This window comes from Limosilactobacillus equigenerosi DSM 18793 = JCM 14505 (assembly GCF_001311375.1).
Lineage (GTDB): Bacteria > Bacillota > Bacilli > Lactobacillales > Lactobacillaceae > Limosilactobacillus > Limosilactobacillus equigenerosi.
Map to the genome: position 1 here is coordinate 76787 of NZ_BBAS01000003.1, position 14701 is coordinate 91487.

Annotated in this window: 14 protein-coding genes and 2 pseudogenes; 6 read left to right on the plus strand and 10 right to left on the minus strand. The window is 43.8% G+C overall.

Going from position 1 to position 14701, the window contains the following annotated elements; genetic code table 11:
* Window positions 1-13: 13 nt before the first annotated feature.
* Window positions 14-1363: a cytosine permease gene (locus tag JCM14505_RS02680; protein ID WP_054652725.1), complete on the minus strand. Its 1350-nt coding sequence runs from the start codon at window positions 1361-1363 to the stop codon at window positions 14-16.
* A gap of 265 nt (window positions 1364-1628) precedes the next feature.
* Between JCM14505_RS02680 and JCM14505_RS02685 the strand changes: the two genes are divergently transcribed.
* Complete coding sequence (locus JCM14505_RS02685; protein ID WP_153010967.1) at window positions 1629-2147, plus strand: GNAT family N-acetyltransferase; 519 nt, start codon at window positions 1629-1631, stop codon at window positions 2145-2147.
* 55 nt (window positions 2148-2202) lie between these two features.
* On the opposite strand, the pseudogene JCM14505_RS02690 reads toward JCM14505_RS02685, so the two are convergent.
* Together JCM14505_RS02690 and JCM14505_RS02695 are read right to left on the minus strand one after the other, a co-directional pair.
* Window positions 2203-3137: pseudogene (locus tag JCM14505_RS02690) on the minus strand (ArgE/DapE family deacylase).
* 229 nt (window positions 3138-3366) lie between these two features.
* Window positions 3367-4881 (minus strand): hypothetical protein, encoded by a 1515-nt coding sequence (locus tag JCM14505_RS02695; RefSeq protein WP_054652727.1) that lies wholly within the window; start codon window positions 4879-4881, stop codon window positions 3367-3369.
* Window positions 4882-5021: 140 nt separating this feature from the next.
* Between JCM14505_RS02695 and tpiA the strand changes: the two genes are divergently transcribed.
* Window positions 5022-5789, plus strand: coding sequence for a triose-phosphate isomerase (gene tpiA / locus JCM14505_RS02700; RefSeq protein WP_054652729.1), 768 nt, complete (start codon window positions 5022-5024; stop codon window positions 5787-5789).
* A gap of 194 nt (window positions 5790-5983) precedes the next feature.
* Here the strand turns inward: tpiA and JCM14505_RS08910 are convergent, their stop codons facing one another.
* The 3 genes from JCM14505_RS08910 to JCM14505_RS02710 all read right to left on the minus strand — a co-directional run bounded on the left by JCM14505_RS08910 (window position 5984) and on the right by JCM14505_RS02710 (window position 7303).
* Entirely contained in the window at window positions 5984-6139 is a 156-nt protein-coding gene (locus tag JCM14505_RS08910) for a hypothetical protein (protein ID WP_156249814.1), read from the minus strand.
* Window positions 6140-6189: 50 nt separating this feature from the next.
* Window positions 6190-6657: a TetR/AcrR family transcriptional regulator gene (locus tag JCM14505_RS02705; protein WP_054652731.1), complete on the minus strand. Its 468-nt coding sequence runs from the start codon at window positions 6655-6657 to the stop codon at window positions 6190-6192.
* 229 nt (window positions 6658-6886) lie between these two features.
* On the minus strand, window positions 6887-7303 hold the full coding sequence (locus JCM14505_RS02710) for an acyl-CoA thioesterase (protein WP_306455175.1): 417 nt from the start codon (window positions 7301-7303) through the stop codon (window positions 6887-6889).
* Between the two features lie 41 nt (window positions 7304-7344).
* On the opposite strand from JCM14505_RS02710, the gene JCM14505_RS02715 reads away from it, so the two are divergent.
* Window positions 7345-7530 (plus strand): hypothetical protein, encoded by a 186-nt coding sequence (locus tag JCM14505_RS02715; protein WP_054652735.1) that lies wholly within the window; start codon window positions 7345-7347, stop codon window positions 7528-7530.
* 211 nt (window positions 7531-7741) lie between these two features.
* On the opposite strand, the gene JCM14505_RS02720 is transcribed toward JCM14505_RS02715, so the two are convergent.
* From JCM14505_RS02720 to JCM14505_RS02735, 4 genes and pseudogenes are all read right to left on the minus strand, one after another.
* Window positions 7742-8080: a hypothetical protein gene (locus JCM14505_RS02720; protein WP_054652737.1), complete on the minus strand. Its 339-nt coding sequence runs from the start codon at window positions 8078-8080 to the stop codon at window positions 7742-7744.
* 3 nt (window positions 8081-8083) lie between these two features.
* Window positions 8084-9267, minus strand: a pseudogene (locus tag JCM14505_RS02725) (aminotransferase class I/II-fold pyridoxal phosphate-dependent enzyme).
* A gap of 187 nt (window positions 9268-9454) precedes the next feature.
* Window positions 9455-9850 (minus strand): VOC family protein, encoded by a 396-nt coding sequence (locus JCM14505_RS02730; protein WP_054652739.1) that lies wholly within the window; start codon window positions 9848-9850, stop codon window positions 9455-9457.
* A gap of 14 nt (window positions 9851-9864) precedes the next feature.
* Complete coding sequence (locus tag JCM14505_RS02735) at window positions 9865-10545, minus strand: TVP38/TMEM64 family protein (protein WP_054652741.1); 681 nt, start codon at window positions 10543-10545, stop codon at window positions 9865-9867.
* A gap of 151 nt (window positions 10546-10696) precedes the next feature.
* On the opposite strand from JCM14505_RS02735, the gene JCM14505_RS02740 reads away from it, so the two are divergent.
* From JCM14505_RS02740 to JCM14505_RS02750, 3 genes are all read left to right on the plus strand, one after another.
* Window positions 10697-12469 (plus strand): 1-deoxy-D-xylulose-5-phosphate synthase, encoded by a 1773-nt coding sequence (locus tag JCM14505_RS02740; RefSeq protein WP_054652743.1) that lies wholly within the window; start codon window positions 10697-10699, stop codon window positions 12467-12469.
* A gap of 243 nt (window positions 12470-12712) precedes the next feature.
* Window positions 12713-14080, plus strand: coding sequence for an amino acid permease (locus JCM14505_RS02745; protein ID WP_054652745.1), 1368 nt, complete (start codon window positions 12713-12715; stop codon window positions 14078-14080).
* 342 nt (window positions 14081-14422) lie between these two features.
* A complete protein-coding gene (locus tag JCM14505_RS02750) occupies window positions 14423-14617 on the plus strand; it encodes a hypothetical protein (protein ID WP_054652747.1) in 195 nt (64 codons plus the stop codon).
* Window positions 14618-14701 lie beyond the last annotated feature (84 nt).

A 14701-nucleotide genomic window follows, 5' to 3' on the forward strand; every position in this document is an offset into this window, starting at 1 on the left:
AAATTCCTCCAAATTATTTTGTAGTCAATTTCATTAATCCCGCATACAGAAGACTACACATCAGCATATCTAAGAAGGTGGCGCCAATCGTGTTAGCTAAGAACGGCAATTGGTGGGTTAGTAAATAACCAATTAACCCAAGCCCAAAGGCCACAATTGCAATCCAATTAACTCCATTATGGTACCAATATTGGCCGTTAACTTGGCCAATTTGCTCAACGGCATAGTGACGTCGCTTCAGGAGATAAAAATCAGTACAAATAATCGCAATCGTTGGGCCAAGCACCATGGCAACATAATCTAAGAAGGTTTCAAAGGCCGCCAGGAAACTATCAAAGAAGAGGGGAATAAAGGTCACCACGGTTGCCAAGGTCACGGCGATCCATAAGGCATGTTTTAAATTGATTTTGGGAAAGAGGTTCGTAATGGCGGACCCAGCTGCGAGGAGATTAACGGCATTAGCGGTCATTGAGGTTAAGACAATGACGAGCAATGCGACGATCCCGAGGCCAAGCTTCGTAGCAATCGTTGACGGATCGGAGTTGTTCGGATCATAAACACCGCTGGTGACCGCAATCGCAATGGTGGCAATTAACCCAATTGCGGCGAACCATAAGACACCTAACATCGCCCCAATCCACGGCGTGACGGTAGCATTATGCTTAATCTTGGTAAACCGGGTGAAGTCAGCCCCGGCCGTCACCCACGCAAGGTTAAAGGCGGCTACGTAATCGACGGCCGCTCCGGTGCTCATTTTAAACTTAGCCGGCACTTGCCAGTGAGCAATCTCAGCGAGGGAGACTGACTTTAAGACGACCACGGTTTCCCAAATCACGAAAACAAAGACGACCAGCATGCCGATGCGTTCAATCATTTGAATTGATTTTGAACCACTAGCGACACTTAAAATGTGCAAGATACTCATGACAACAATTCCGCTGATAATGCCGAGCCAACCGCCATGGTGCCCCCAAAGTGGCCAGCCAAGTAGTTCGTGACAAATGACGCTAATTGATTGGGCGGCAATAAAGGTATTCACCGCCGTCCAACCAATGAATTGGGTCATATTAACTAAAGACGGGATATAACTCCCACGCTCACCAAAGGAAGCGCGGGCGATTTCCATCGTTGAGAGCCCCGTTCGGTAACCAATGTAACCAATCAAGCTTAAAAAGACATATGATAAAGCCGATGACCAAACTAAGACCTTGAGGGCGACCGCAAACCCGCAGGCGGCTAAGACACCGCCGACAAACCAGGTTCCGTTGTTAGCGTTGGCGCCAGCCCAGGTGGCGAACATATCCCAAACCGTATTGTGGCGCTTAGCCATTGGAATGGCGGTGATGGGGGACTTGGTACTCATAAAAAACCTCCAAAAGAAAAAGTGCTACGCGTGTCCACGCATAGCACCCCCAAGTAGTCTACGAATCGATTTGATTTATAAACTTAGGTGCCTCACGGGACAACGTTAAAGTTTAAATTTTTACATACTATACGCTTGTTTGAAGAGTGGGTCAAGGAGAATTTGATGAAGAAATTGCGACGATTATCATAGGTTTAGCTTACTTTTAACTTGTTAGTGTGTTAAAATGAGAACATTCTAATTTTCACCAACGGAGGATGAAGGATTGCCAACGCCAACTTTAACCCCAGCGACGATCGCGGATTTACCAGATTTACAACCTTTGATGGCCCAAACCTACCGGGAAACCTTTTTACGTGCGGATAATGGTGCCGATGTGGACTTGTATATTCAAACGGATTATAGTCTGGAGCAATTAACCGCTGAATTATTGGACCCTGAAGCTAACTACTATTTATTGCGAGTGGGAACGGAAGTCGCCGGTTATTTGAAATTAAATTTTGGGGCCGCCCAAAGTGAACCGGATTATCCAGATTTAATGGAAATACAACGGATTTATGTTAAAAATGGCTTTAAAGGGCAACATTTAGGCAGTTTGATGATGGATTTTGCTATTCAACAAGCCCAATTACACCAAGTGCCGGGGATTTGGCTCGGCGTGTGGGAACATAATTATGCGGCCCAAGGTTTTTATCACCATTATGGGTATGAGCAAATTGGTGAACATACCTTTATGGAAGGAACTGATCCGCAAACGGACTTTATTTTGTATAGAAAATTGTAATAATAAAAATAAGCGCTCGGCAACTGTTTGGATAGTTGTCGACGCTTGGTGTATATTAGCGATTAAATAATTCGATAAAGTGGTGGTAAAAGGCAATCGCTTTTTGGTAATCCGCAATTGGCACGTATTCATCAACCGCATGGGAGGTATCCGAGCCGGGACCAAAGCAAATAATATCGAAGTCACCTTGCGCTTGGATGTATTCTGCCGCTTCATTGGCGCCCAAACTACCAACGGCAGCTGGGGTAAAGCCGAACAGGTCATCGTAAGCTTGTTGCGCGAGTTGCATTAATTGCGAGTCGGCTTCTCCTGGCACCGCTTCTTCGGGGAAGGAGTAAGTCAGGGTTAAGTGGTTTTGGGGGTCTTGGGCGAGTTCATGCATAATTTGGTCAAAGACATCGTAAAAGGCTTGGTTCGGGTACGCTGGAATCGTCCGGATATTTCCTTTCAGCATTGCCGTAGCAGGGATTGTATTGACTTGTTCCCCGCCGTTAATGACCGTCACGTTATGGACGACCCCGCCAAGAACGGGGTCAACTTGGTTAAATTGTTGCATGGCCGTCGTAATTCGATTATAAAAGCGGAATAATTGGTCAATGGCATTATTACCGAGGTGGGGCCGGGCGCTGTGGGCGGCTTTTCCTTGGGCCGTAACTTGGTAATCAATGACCCCTTTGGCCGTATACGTAATTTCATGGAAGCCAGTACTTGGTTCGGCGATTAAAACGGCATCCGCATCATCGACCACGCCAGCTTTCATCACTTGAGCCGCACCGTATTCACCGGTTTCTTCACCCACGGTCCCGATTAATTTAATCGTGCCGTGGAAGGTCGTACCTGCTTCCAAAATTCTAATACAGTTACCACGAGCGCCGCGAGCCCAGCCTTCATATCGGACGCCCCCCGTCCATAGAGGTTGCCATCCCGGATTGTGGCGTCAAATGGATCGCTGGTCCAAGCGGTCCGGTCACCGGCATTGACGGTATCCATGTGGCCGGACAAAACGAGGACCGGATGACCACTACCGATGGTGATGACAATATTATCCCGACCAGGGGCGTAGGTGTAGCGCTCGATGGTTGCTTGTTCATATGGCGCGAACAGGGTAGTTAAGTAATCCGCAATCGCAGCTTCGTTTTGGTTTTCGGTGGGAATGTTAATAATGTTTTTTTAAAATTGTTAATTGTTCAGCGGGGGTCATCCGTTTTATCCTCCTTTACTATGGTTGTTCGTCAGTTAATTGGGCTAATTCGGGGAAGAGATCGGTTAAATACGCTTGGGGACCATTGGGGAAGACAAAGGTAATCTTTTCATCAAAGATTTCTAAGTGGTCGCCGACGGATAATTCAATGCCATCGGTCAAATCAATCTTCACGCCAAGTTCAATGGCGGTTTTAATTAAGGTTTGCACATCGGGCGTCAAGCGATCTGCGAAAACTTGGAGCGGTTGGGTTGCTTGGCGAATGGCGGTGAAGCGTTCGTTAGCAATCTTCATTCCGTAATTGAAGTAGTCGGCTTCATCGCTGACTTGGTCTAATAGTTGGCCAGCAATCGTTAACGTTGGATCTTCTAAGCGGCGGCGTGAGAATAAGATGGCATCAAAGTAAATCTTCGGCGCATTAATTGCACGGGCAAAGGCTTCTAATTGGTCTAAGAGCGTCGTTCCTTGTTCTAAGACCCAATCGAATTGTTCGTGGGGATGTTGTAAGGCCACTTGATTGTTGCGCTCATCCGCTTGCGCTAGTTGGTCCGCTAAGTCAGCCGGTTCATCCAATGTTAAAATGTACGCCATGAAGAGTTCTAAGAAATTGAGCGTATCATTGCTAATCCCGGCTCGTGAAACGGGATCAAGGTCAAAGCCGCGTAATTCAATCCATTCTGTCCCGTGACTTAATAACCCAGCTAAGGTGTCGTCTTTGCACTTTAACCGTGCCGCACAATAAGCTTCGTGGTGGGAGTAGAAGGAACCATTTTTAACCCGGTCCGAAATCGAGGCCAAGTAATAATCGAGATCGGCATAAGTAATGGTTTCAGTTGGTAAATTAGCGTAGCCGTATTGACTATTCCGGAAGCTCCGGACGGGACTTTGTACGTCAGCTGGTACATCACTGGGCCGATTGGTAATAAAGGGTGTACAACCAAATAAGTAGGTGAAGAGCCACCGATAGATAGCAAACCCTTGGGCTAATTGGAAGTACATTTCATTGCGGAACCGGGCTTTATCCGGATACTTGGTCTTAAAGCCTTGGTGGTATAAGCCATGAATTAAGGTACTATTTAAACTATATCCAATGTGGACGCCCGTCATGATTTCCCGTTCAGGACCATACTTAGCTAGTAAGTGATCATGATATTCCTGCATCCAAGTCCGGGTGTTGTTATGACTGGCATATTCAAGGTCGGCATCACTTAAATTTGGTAACATGCTGAGTGGCCAAAACCGTTCATCAATTTGTAATTGTTCGTGGACAATTTGTTGTAAGGCCTTGGCGTTAAGTACAGCGGCGGTGGCCCCGGTAGTTGGTGGGGTGGCAAGTTCAATCATCGTATCCGAAAAATCGGTCTTCAAATATGGATGATGCCGGCGACTTCCAAAGGTAGCGGGATATGGTTGGCGACTAAGCGTTCCATCCGTCATGATGCGATGTTGTTCTAATTCAATCCCAAATTTACCGTCTAACAGGCGATCGGCTAATTCGGGGTGGTCGGCAAGAATAGATTTAACTGTGACCATAATAAAATACCTCGGATTAGAGAAAAATGATATATATATTATAGCAAGGTTAGACGGATGGTGGGGGAATAATATTGCTTTTGTCACTAAATTAAGCTAATCTATCTACAAGAAAATTATTCAAGGAGGACTAGTTGTCCATGCGTAAACCATTTGTGGTCGCCAACTGGAAGATGCATAAAAATGTAGCCGAATCCGTGGCGTTTATTAATCAAATCAAGGATCAATTACCAGCCAAAGAGGAAGTTGAAGTGGGCATCGCGGGGACGACCTTAGCCCTTCACGCGATGGCCGCGGCCGCTGATCAAACCGATATCCAAATTGTGGCGCAAAATGCGTTTACGGAATTTGAAGGGGCCTACACGGGAGAAATTAGTCCGAAAGCGTTGGCTGATTCGGGCGTTGACTATGTTTTATTAGGGCATATTGAACGGCGCACGATGTTTAATGAAAATAATACGATGGTCAATAAAAAGGTAGTGGCAACCTTGCAAGCGGGAATGACCCCGATTATTTGTACGGATGAAACCATGATGCAAGAAGAACATGGTGGTAGTATTCACTATGTTTTTGCGCAATTAAAAGATGTTTTATGTGATGTTTCGTTTGACCAAATTAAAAACATTATCATCTCCTACGAACCTAGTTGGGCCGTAGGGGCGGGGCAATTTGCCAATCCATTGTTAGCTGAGGAAGGGTGCCGGCAAATTCGCCAAACCATTGCGGATCGGTACTCATATGAAGTGGCCGATAAGATTCGAATTTTATACGGCGGGAGTGTTAATCCTGACAATATTGCCGAGTTAATGAGTAAACGTGATATTGATGGGGTTTTAATTGGTCGGGCCAGTTTAGATGCGGATAATTTTGTGTCGATGGTTAAGACTGTGCAAGCATTAAATAAGTAATTTAAAAGGCTGAGGAAACGGGTTCCTCAGCCTTTTTTGTGGCTAACGACCTAGATTTAACTACGTTCGCCGAGCAAGCGACTAGGACTAACTGAAAACACCCCTCGACGTGTTACCACGCCAAGCGGTGTTTCCAAGTTAGCCTAACGTCGCTTTTAACGCTCGGCTCACGACCTGTATTTCACGACCTGGATTTATGGCACGAAAATATGCCGGTTTGCACGCTGAGCAATTAAATCTGGATCAATGACCCGTTCTAAATCCACTACGAGTCCTAATGACCGAGTAGCGAAAACGTAAATTAGTTCCATCATTTCATCTATATCTTGGTTGGGATTTGCTGCCAACATTTTTTTGGACCGTTAAAATTGATCCGCCGGTAATATAAACTCCGAGGGCTTTAACCATTTGCTGATCTAATTTTTTTGTCAAAGAACTCAAAGTGATCAAACATTTCGTTCGAAGTTTGCTCAATCATATTGTACAACGGGGTCTGGTATGAAAGGTCATTAAACATTTTATGAAAAGCTGGTCCCAGCCGATAGTAATATTCAAAAATGGCGACGTAATATTTTCGATAAACGTATGGAGGTCTAATTGAATTTAAGAACTTATCATAGCCTAAAACCACTAAATCGTTAATTAGTTGGAAAAATTCATCAATATTGGTGAAATGTTGGTAAAAGGATTTCCGACTAACTTGCGCATAAGTAGTCAATAATGAGACGTTTAATTCTGAATATTCATATTGTTGGACTAAATCGTGGAGGGCTGCACACAATTTAGCGACCGTTGTCCGAGTTCGGATGTCCATCATGGGACAAAGTAGGTTGTAGACACGTTGCTCGATATTTTCTTTATCTAGCACAAAACTTCCTCCTTTCATGTACATAAAAGATTACTTAATACACATATAACCATAAAGTGTGTATTTATTAAAGACCTATATCCATGTATATGAACTTATTTTTATGAGCTAATTCCAAGCGCCACAAGATAGTAATGTTGATATCGTTGAATAACAATGTAACAGATTTTTAAATCTGGGTAATTTGTTTTACTAAATTTACGCTATGATTGAGTTAAGCCAAGCGGAATTAATTAGTTGTAACAAGTGACGTTAAAGTGGCCGCAAATTCTGGATGAGTTCGTTTAAGGCGAATTAATTGGCCGTCTTGTCCCAAGAAGGCATGCGTTGAAGTAGCTGTGCAGACGGTTTGTTCATTGACGGTCATGATGTAAGCTAATGATAATTTTACGCCGGTAAACTTAGTGACGGTTACCGTAATCTGAACTTGTTCATCAAAATGAGTTGGCCAGGCATAATGGCATTGCACATCAATGACTGGTGAAGTAATTCCACTCGCTTCTAAGCGGGCAAAGTTCCACCCGATTTGGTTGAGAAAATCAACCCGGGCTTCTTCCATCCAACGAATGTAATTGGAATGGTGAGTAATTCCCATTTGATCGGTTTCGTAGTATTGCACGTGATGATGATAAGGCTTAATTAACATAATAAACTCCATTTCGAAAATTTTTAAAGGGGGACAAAGTAATGTCAGTAAAACTACGTCAAGTTGGCTCGTCAAACGTCTTAACCGTCCCGCATTATATTCGGCCGGAAACGAAGGTTTTTAATGTGGCGATTTGTGCGGACGGAGCGTTAGTTTATTTGCCAGCTAATAAGTCACTTGATGAGCAACGACGCATGGCGAAGCAACATCGAGTCGTTTTTCCGTGATTATAACAAATAATGGCTCTCAGTGGTTAAAATCCCACTGGGAGCCTTTTTAACGAGGGGTGATGTCCCCCTCACAACCTGATTAACTACGTTCGCCATGCGGAAGCCTAGTGCCTAACTATGACAAAGGCGCTGACCCTAGCTTTGCTAGTGCCAACGCCTTGTCTACGTTAGGCTACGGCTTCCTTGATGCATGGCTCACGACCTGGTTTTACATTAAAAACATTTCATAGTTTGTTGAGGCGCCACCAAGATCTTTAATTAAAGTAAAATCAAAGATTACGCCAGCTTCAGGATCGAAATCCAGCGTAGTAACGCGATTTTCAAAGAACCAACTATCAGGGAAATTAATGTGATAATTAATTCCGGCGACGTCAACGTTGATAACTGGCCGATCAGGGTGGTTATCAAGGGCATACGCCTGGTGTGGCTTATGGTCAACCGGGGCAGTATTGTCAGGACGCGGCATTAATTTAACGCCCATCCCTGGTTTTAAACCTAATTCAGCGGTTAAAGCTTGGTGGGCGGCTCGGGTAATCTTTAATTCCATGAGCTATCCCCGGTGATCAGCGAGATATTGTTCAATTCGATCCATGGCTAATTGTAACTTATCTTGGCTCGTGGCGTAACTAATCCGGAAGTATTGTTCGGCGCCGGGGCCAAAACTTTCAGCTGCAATCACGGCCACCGCTTGTTCATGTGCTAAGGCGAGGGCGAATTCACTTGGGGTTTGCTTGAGCCAAGCTGGGACTTTTGCAAAGTAGTAAAAGACCCCTTGGGGTGCTAAGCTTCAAAGCCCATTGCTTGCATCCGTTCGTGCACGAGGGCGCCACGTTGCTTGTATTCAGCTAACATTGGTTCCGCTTCGTTTTTGCCTACCGTTAAAGCCGCTAGCGCAGCATCCTGAACGATGTAAGGTACGGCAGTAATCGTAAATTGGTGAACTTTAATTAATGAAGGAGCCAAAAATTTTGGCGCCGCAATCATCCCAAAGCGCCAGCCGGTCATGGCATGCGACTTGGAAAGACCGTTAATTAAAATTGTTTGGTCAGGTAACAGTTCAGCAAGGGAAGTATGCCGGCCGTGGTAGGTTAATTCCGCGTAGATTTCGTCTGAGATAACGTAAATTGCATGTTGCTTTAAAACGTTAGCGAGCGCAATGACTTCATCCCGGGTGTAAGTAACTCCGGTCGGGTTGGATGGGAAGTTAAGCATAATCGCTTTAGCATTCGGATGCTCAGCGAGGGTTTGTTCAATTAATTCTGGCGACAAGACAAAGTGATTGCTGGATGTATCAACGAGGACTGGGAATGCTCCAGCTGCCTTAACCATGGACATGTACATGGGCCATGCGGGGGTTGGGATAATGATTTCATCACCGGGGTTCGTAATTGTGTATAAGGATACCCATAATGATTCAGTAGCCCCGGAGGTTGCTAATGTTTGGTCAGCCGTATAATTAAGGTCATATTTTTCGTTGAGGTAAGCAGCGATTGCTTGCCGTAATTCAGCAGTTCCGGGCGTTGGGGGATAATGAGTATGATTTTGTTCCAAACTGGTAACAGCAGCCGCTTTAATTGTATCCGGCGTGTTAAAATCAGGTTCTCCAACGGTTAAATCAATGATGCCGGGGATATTAGCCACGGCGGCACTGAATGCACGAATGGCGGATGGTTGTAATTCGGTTACTGCTTGACGCAGTGGTAACTGAGATGTCGTAATGGGTAAGTCGCTCATAACCCAATCCTCCTATGTGTTTCTCATAATAATTTAATCTTTATGTGCTCGAGTATATTACATTCGTTGGGCGTTTGTAAACTGATTTCCCAAACAAACTATCGGTTGAACTGAATTAAGTTCGTTCGTTTTCTAAAACTAATTAAAAATCCCACCCTAATGTTCGTTTTAGGGCGGGGATTTTCAATTATTTATTTTCGTAAGCAACTAATTCAATGAGATTATTATCAAGGTCAGTTAGGCGCAGCGCTTTTAAGTCGCCTTCCGCGCCAAGATGGTCAATCGGTGCATCCGTTAAAACATTAACGTAGTAGCTTTTGAGGTGGTGCAATACACTTGTTAAATCATCGCCAACGACTAATGATAAGACTGCGCTCCCCGGTTGCCAAGTTTGTGGGGCCGGTTCAAGTTGATGGTCAACAGCCACCAGCCGAATTAATTGGTGGCCACAGCGTAATGTACTTGTGATTGAATCGGATTGTTGGTCTAAGACGGGCATATCAAAAACTTCGTGATAAAATCGGGTGCTAGCAGCTAAATCACGGACGGGAATCGTGACGTGATCAATTCGACGCATTTTCATTGGTAAACTTCCTCCTAGTTAGTTGAGCGACGCGCTTTAATTAAGCTTTCTAATCGCTTTGATAATAAGACTAATAAAATAATAATGGCTAAGTAAATGCCAGCTTCAATCAACGCTCCTTTATGCAAAGCGTGACCGCCAATTGCGTATAGGACTGAAGCGGGGAAGACCCCCGCGGCAACCATTAATAAGTAGGTTGGCCGGGGAATGTTTTGTTCCACGCAGGCAGCATTCACAATCATGCTTGGAATAATGGGAATCATAAATCCAAGGGTGAGTGCTAAAGCTGGGTGTTGGGCGTTGCGCAATTTATTCAACCGAGGGCTGTCTTGCCATTTGGCTGGTAACTGAATCTTATTAATCAGTGCGGCGACAACCCAGTTACCGGACATATTACCGAACCAATTAATTAAAATACCTAAAATCGGGCCGTAACAGAGTCCGACAAAAATACAAATTACAGAATTAGATAGGCCAGGAATGGCGCTCATTAAAGTAATGATGACATATAAAAATAGTAAATCACGCCATTTATGTTCATTAATTAATGTCCGTAAATCTTGTTGATGGGATTCGCTCGGATGTAATAGTAGTTGGATTTCAGGCCAAAAATCATGAATGACTAGCGCCAGCATCATGATAATTAGGCCAATGGCGAGCGCCAGTAACCAGTGACGTTTGGTAGCTGGTTGCATATTAAAAACTCCTCCTTTAAAAATGTTAACGTTGCCTAGTATACGGCAATTAATGGCATTGGTAAACTGCGTTACCGTCGCCAGGTTACCAATTTTGTAGTAAAATGGTGATAATCATTATTAGCTTTGATTTAAATAAAGGAAGAGTAGTATGAATTTACATCCAGACTTTTTAATCAATCGTGTTGAAGAACCCCAGGATATTAAGGGGATGACGATTGATCAATTGCACCAATTGGCAAGTGAAATGCGGACGTTAATCTTGGAACGGACCTCTACGATTGGGGGTCACGTGGGACCGGATTTAGGGATTGTTGAACTGGCATTAGCGTATCACTACGTCTTTAATTCTCCCACGGATAAGGTAATTTGGGATATTTCTCATAATAGCTATCCGCATAAGATGTTGACGGGCCGGTTGGCTGGGTTTATTGATCCTGATCACTATCAAGATATTTCTGGTTTTACGTCACCCGATGAAAGTGATCATGACTTCTTTAAGATTGGGCACACGAGCACTTCAATTGCCTTAGCAGTTGGGGAAGCCGAAGCGCGCAATTTAAAGGGCCAAACCGACCGCAAAATTGTGGCCGTCATTGGTGATGGTTCATTAAGTGGTGGATTAGCCTTTGAAGGATTGAACAATGCTGCCAAAGTGAAGGGCAATCTTATCATCGTCGTTAATGATAATGAAATGTCAATTGACGAAAACCAAGGTGGTCTTTACCAAGGGCTCAAAGAGTTGCGGGATACGAATGGTGAAAGTACCAACAACCTCTTTAAGTTTATGGGGCTTGATTACCGGTACTTAGAAGCCGGAAACGATGTGGCAGCCTTGATTGATACGCTACAAGATCTCAAGGATGTCGATCATCCAATCGTATTGCATATTCATACCACGAAGGGCTTGGGATACGAACCGGCAATTGAAAATGAATATGGCTTCCACTGGGCGAAACCATTTGATGAATCAACCGGGAAAGTAAAGGATGCGACGCCAACCGAAAGTTATAATGACGCGGTGATTGATGAATTAATCAGCCAAGTTGATCATGGGGTCAAGATTGCCGCTATTAACGCGGCCATTCCCGGTGCGTTTGGTTTGAAACGTTTCCAAGCTGCGCACCCAGCACATTACTTTGATGTCGGGATTGCGGAACAAGTATCAATTTCGGCCGCTGTTGGGATGGCCGAAGCCGGAATTCGGCCGGTGGTCTTCCAAAATAGTACGTTCTTACCTCGGGCGTATGACCAATTAATTCACGATATGGCATTGAACAGTCTCCCCGTTGTGATGATTGTAACCAATGGGACGATTTCAAATAACTCGGCCACGCACCAAGGAACGTTTGATATTTCTTATATCAGTAGTTTGCCAAATGTAAATTACTTAACCCCAACGAGTGTTGAAGAATTAGTTGATATGTTACGTTGGGCCTTGAATCAACATGATGAACCGGTAGTCTTACGGTTGCCAATGCAACCACTGGTTCACAAAGATGTTCAAACTGATGACTACGATGAACCAACTTATGAAATTGCTAATGATGGTGATGATGTGGCCATTTTAGCGGTTGGTGGTTTCTGGGAATTAGGGGAACAAGTGGTCGAACAATTAAAAACACAATTAAATATTAATGCAACGTTGATTAATCCAAAATCAGTCACCGGGTTGGATTATGATACGTTACACCATTTACCTGAAAAGCATGACGTAGTGGTGACTTTAGAAGATGGGAATTTAAGTGGTGGTTTTGGTGAAACGATTGCTCGTTATTTCGGACCATCATCAGTTAAGGTCTTATCCTTTGGGGCACCACGGGTCTTTAATGATAATGTACCGAAGAATGTCTTATATAACCAATTCCACTTAACGCCACGGCAAATTGTGGATCGGGTGCAACAAGTTTTATATACATTGTAAAACGGTAGTTGACTTAAATTAGATTTGTGTTAGAATTTATAACATAAATCTAATGATTTAAGAATGAAATGGAGGACAATTCATCATGAAGTGGATGCAATTAGTTGCAGGACAATCAACCACAACGACCACAGCTACGCAAATGCAGTAGGTGCGGCCTTTTGATGAATCGTCAATAAAGCGACCAATCCGACTGATTAAAAGTAGGGTTGGTCGTGTTTTTGTATAAAGGAGGAAGCGCGGATGGATAATAAGCCAACGCTAAATCGGACGATGACGCCAGGCCAGATGGAAATGATCGCCATTGGGGGGACCATTGGGAGTGGGCTCTTTATGGGAGCCACCTCAACTATCAAATGGACCGGGCCATCGGTGCTCTTAGCTTACGCGTTTGTTGGTATGATTTTATACGCGGTGATGCGGGCACTGGGGGAAATGATTTACTTAAACCCTGGCACTGGTTCATTTGCGGATTATGGTTCGAAGTATATCCACCCATTTGCGGGATATTTAGTGAAGTGGAGTAATGTCTTCCAATTTATTATTGTGGGGATTTCAGACATTATTGCCATGAGTGCGTATTTAAATTATTGGTGGCCTAACTTACCGGATTGGTTATCAGGAATTGTGATGATTATCTTCTTAACCTTAGCCAACTTAGCGTCAGCGAAAGCCTATGGGCGGTTGGAATCATGGTTTGCGATGATTAAGGTGGTCACGATTATCTTAATGATTATCATTGGGTTATTAGTAATTGTGCTGGGGCTTGGTAATCACTGGCATCCAGTTGGAATTAGTAATTTATGGTCTCATGGTGGTTTCTTCACTGGTGGGTTAACGGGATTCTTATTCTCACTATCGGTGATTGCTGGATCATACCAAGGGGTTGAATTACTTGGAATTACGGCCGGGGAATCAGCTTCCCCGCAAGAAGCGATTGTGAAATCAGTTAAATCGGTCGTGTGGCGGATTTTAATTTTCTACATTGGAGCGATTTTCGTGATTGTCTCCATTTACCCATGGAACGAATTGAAGGCAGTCGGATCACCATTCGTGGAAACGTTCACGAAGGTCGGAATTACGGGAGCGGCCGGAATTATTAACTTCGTGGTCTTAACCGCCGCTCTTTCCGGAGCAAACTCAGGTATTTACAGTGCCAGTCGGATGCTCTTTAAGTTGTCTGTTGATGGTGAAGTGTCGCCGTTCTTTAAACGGTTAAGCAAGCGGGTGGTGCCGCATGTTGCTATCTTGACGATTTCGTTCTGGATTTTTGTTGGTTTCGTTGTGAACTACGTCTTAACTGCGATTAGTGCTCATACGGCGGACCTGTTCGTGATGGTTTATAGTTCAAGTGTCTTACCAGGGATGGTGCCGTGGTTTGTCATTTTACTGTCAGAATACTTCTTCCGGAAGCAACATCCAGAACGGCTCGAAGGACATCCATTTAAGATGCCGCTTTATCCAGGGATGAACATGCTTGCCTTGATTGCCTTAGCCGGGATTTTGATTTGTATGTTCTTTAATCCGGATACGCGGATTTCAGTATCAATTGGGGTTGTCTTTGTACTCCTGATTTATCTCTTATTCCGAGTTAAACAAGTAAAAAAATAAGAAAAGATACAAAATTAATTAATGTGTTACACAAAACGGGTGGTGCGAACGGATTTTAGTTGGCACCACCTTTTTTTTAGAGGCGTTTTTAACGGTATGGCAAAGATATGTTTTGTATATATCAAATCAGAATAGGTAACACCTTTATTGATTGTGTTACCTAATTTATGAACGGATTATGGAGAAAACGTTGTAAAAGCTTATGTAGCAATAATGGTGATTGAGTGATAATCAAATCGATGTTATACTTTGCCTTGTCAATGTGGTAAAAGTACGTATAGTTGCAGAGGTTTGTGGGTGGGACTACATTGCGCAAGATTTTGTAAAAAGAAGGTGGATTTTATGTCAGTCAAACTACGCCGGGTCGGAACATCAAATGTTCTGACGGTACCATTTTTTATTCATACGGATTGCAAAGAATACAATGTTTTCGTGGGTACTGATGGGGCGATTATTTATATTCCAACCCAAACTAACGATACGGAGTTGCAACGTTTGGCACGTAAACATGGAGCCGTCTTACCATATCGGTTTTAATTCCAATTTAGGAATACAGACTTGCTCAATGCACAATAAACCGGAGAACGTCAGTTGATGTTCCCCGGTTTATTTTTAGCCTTA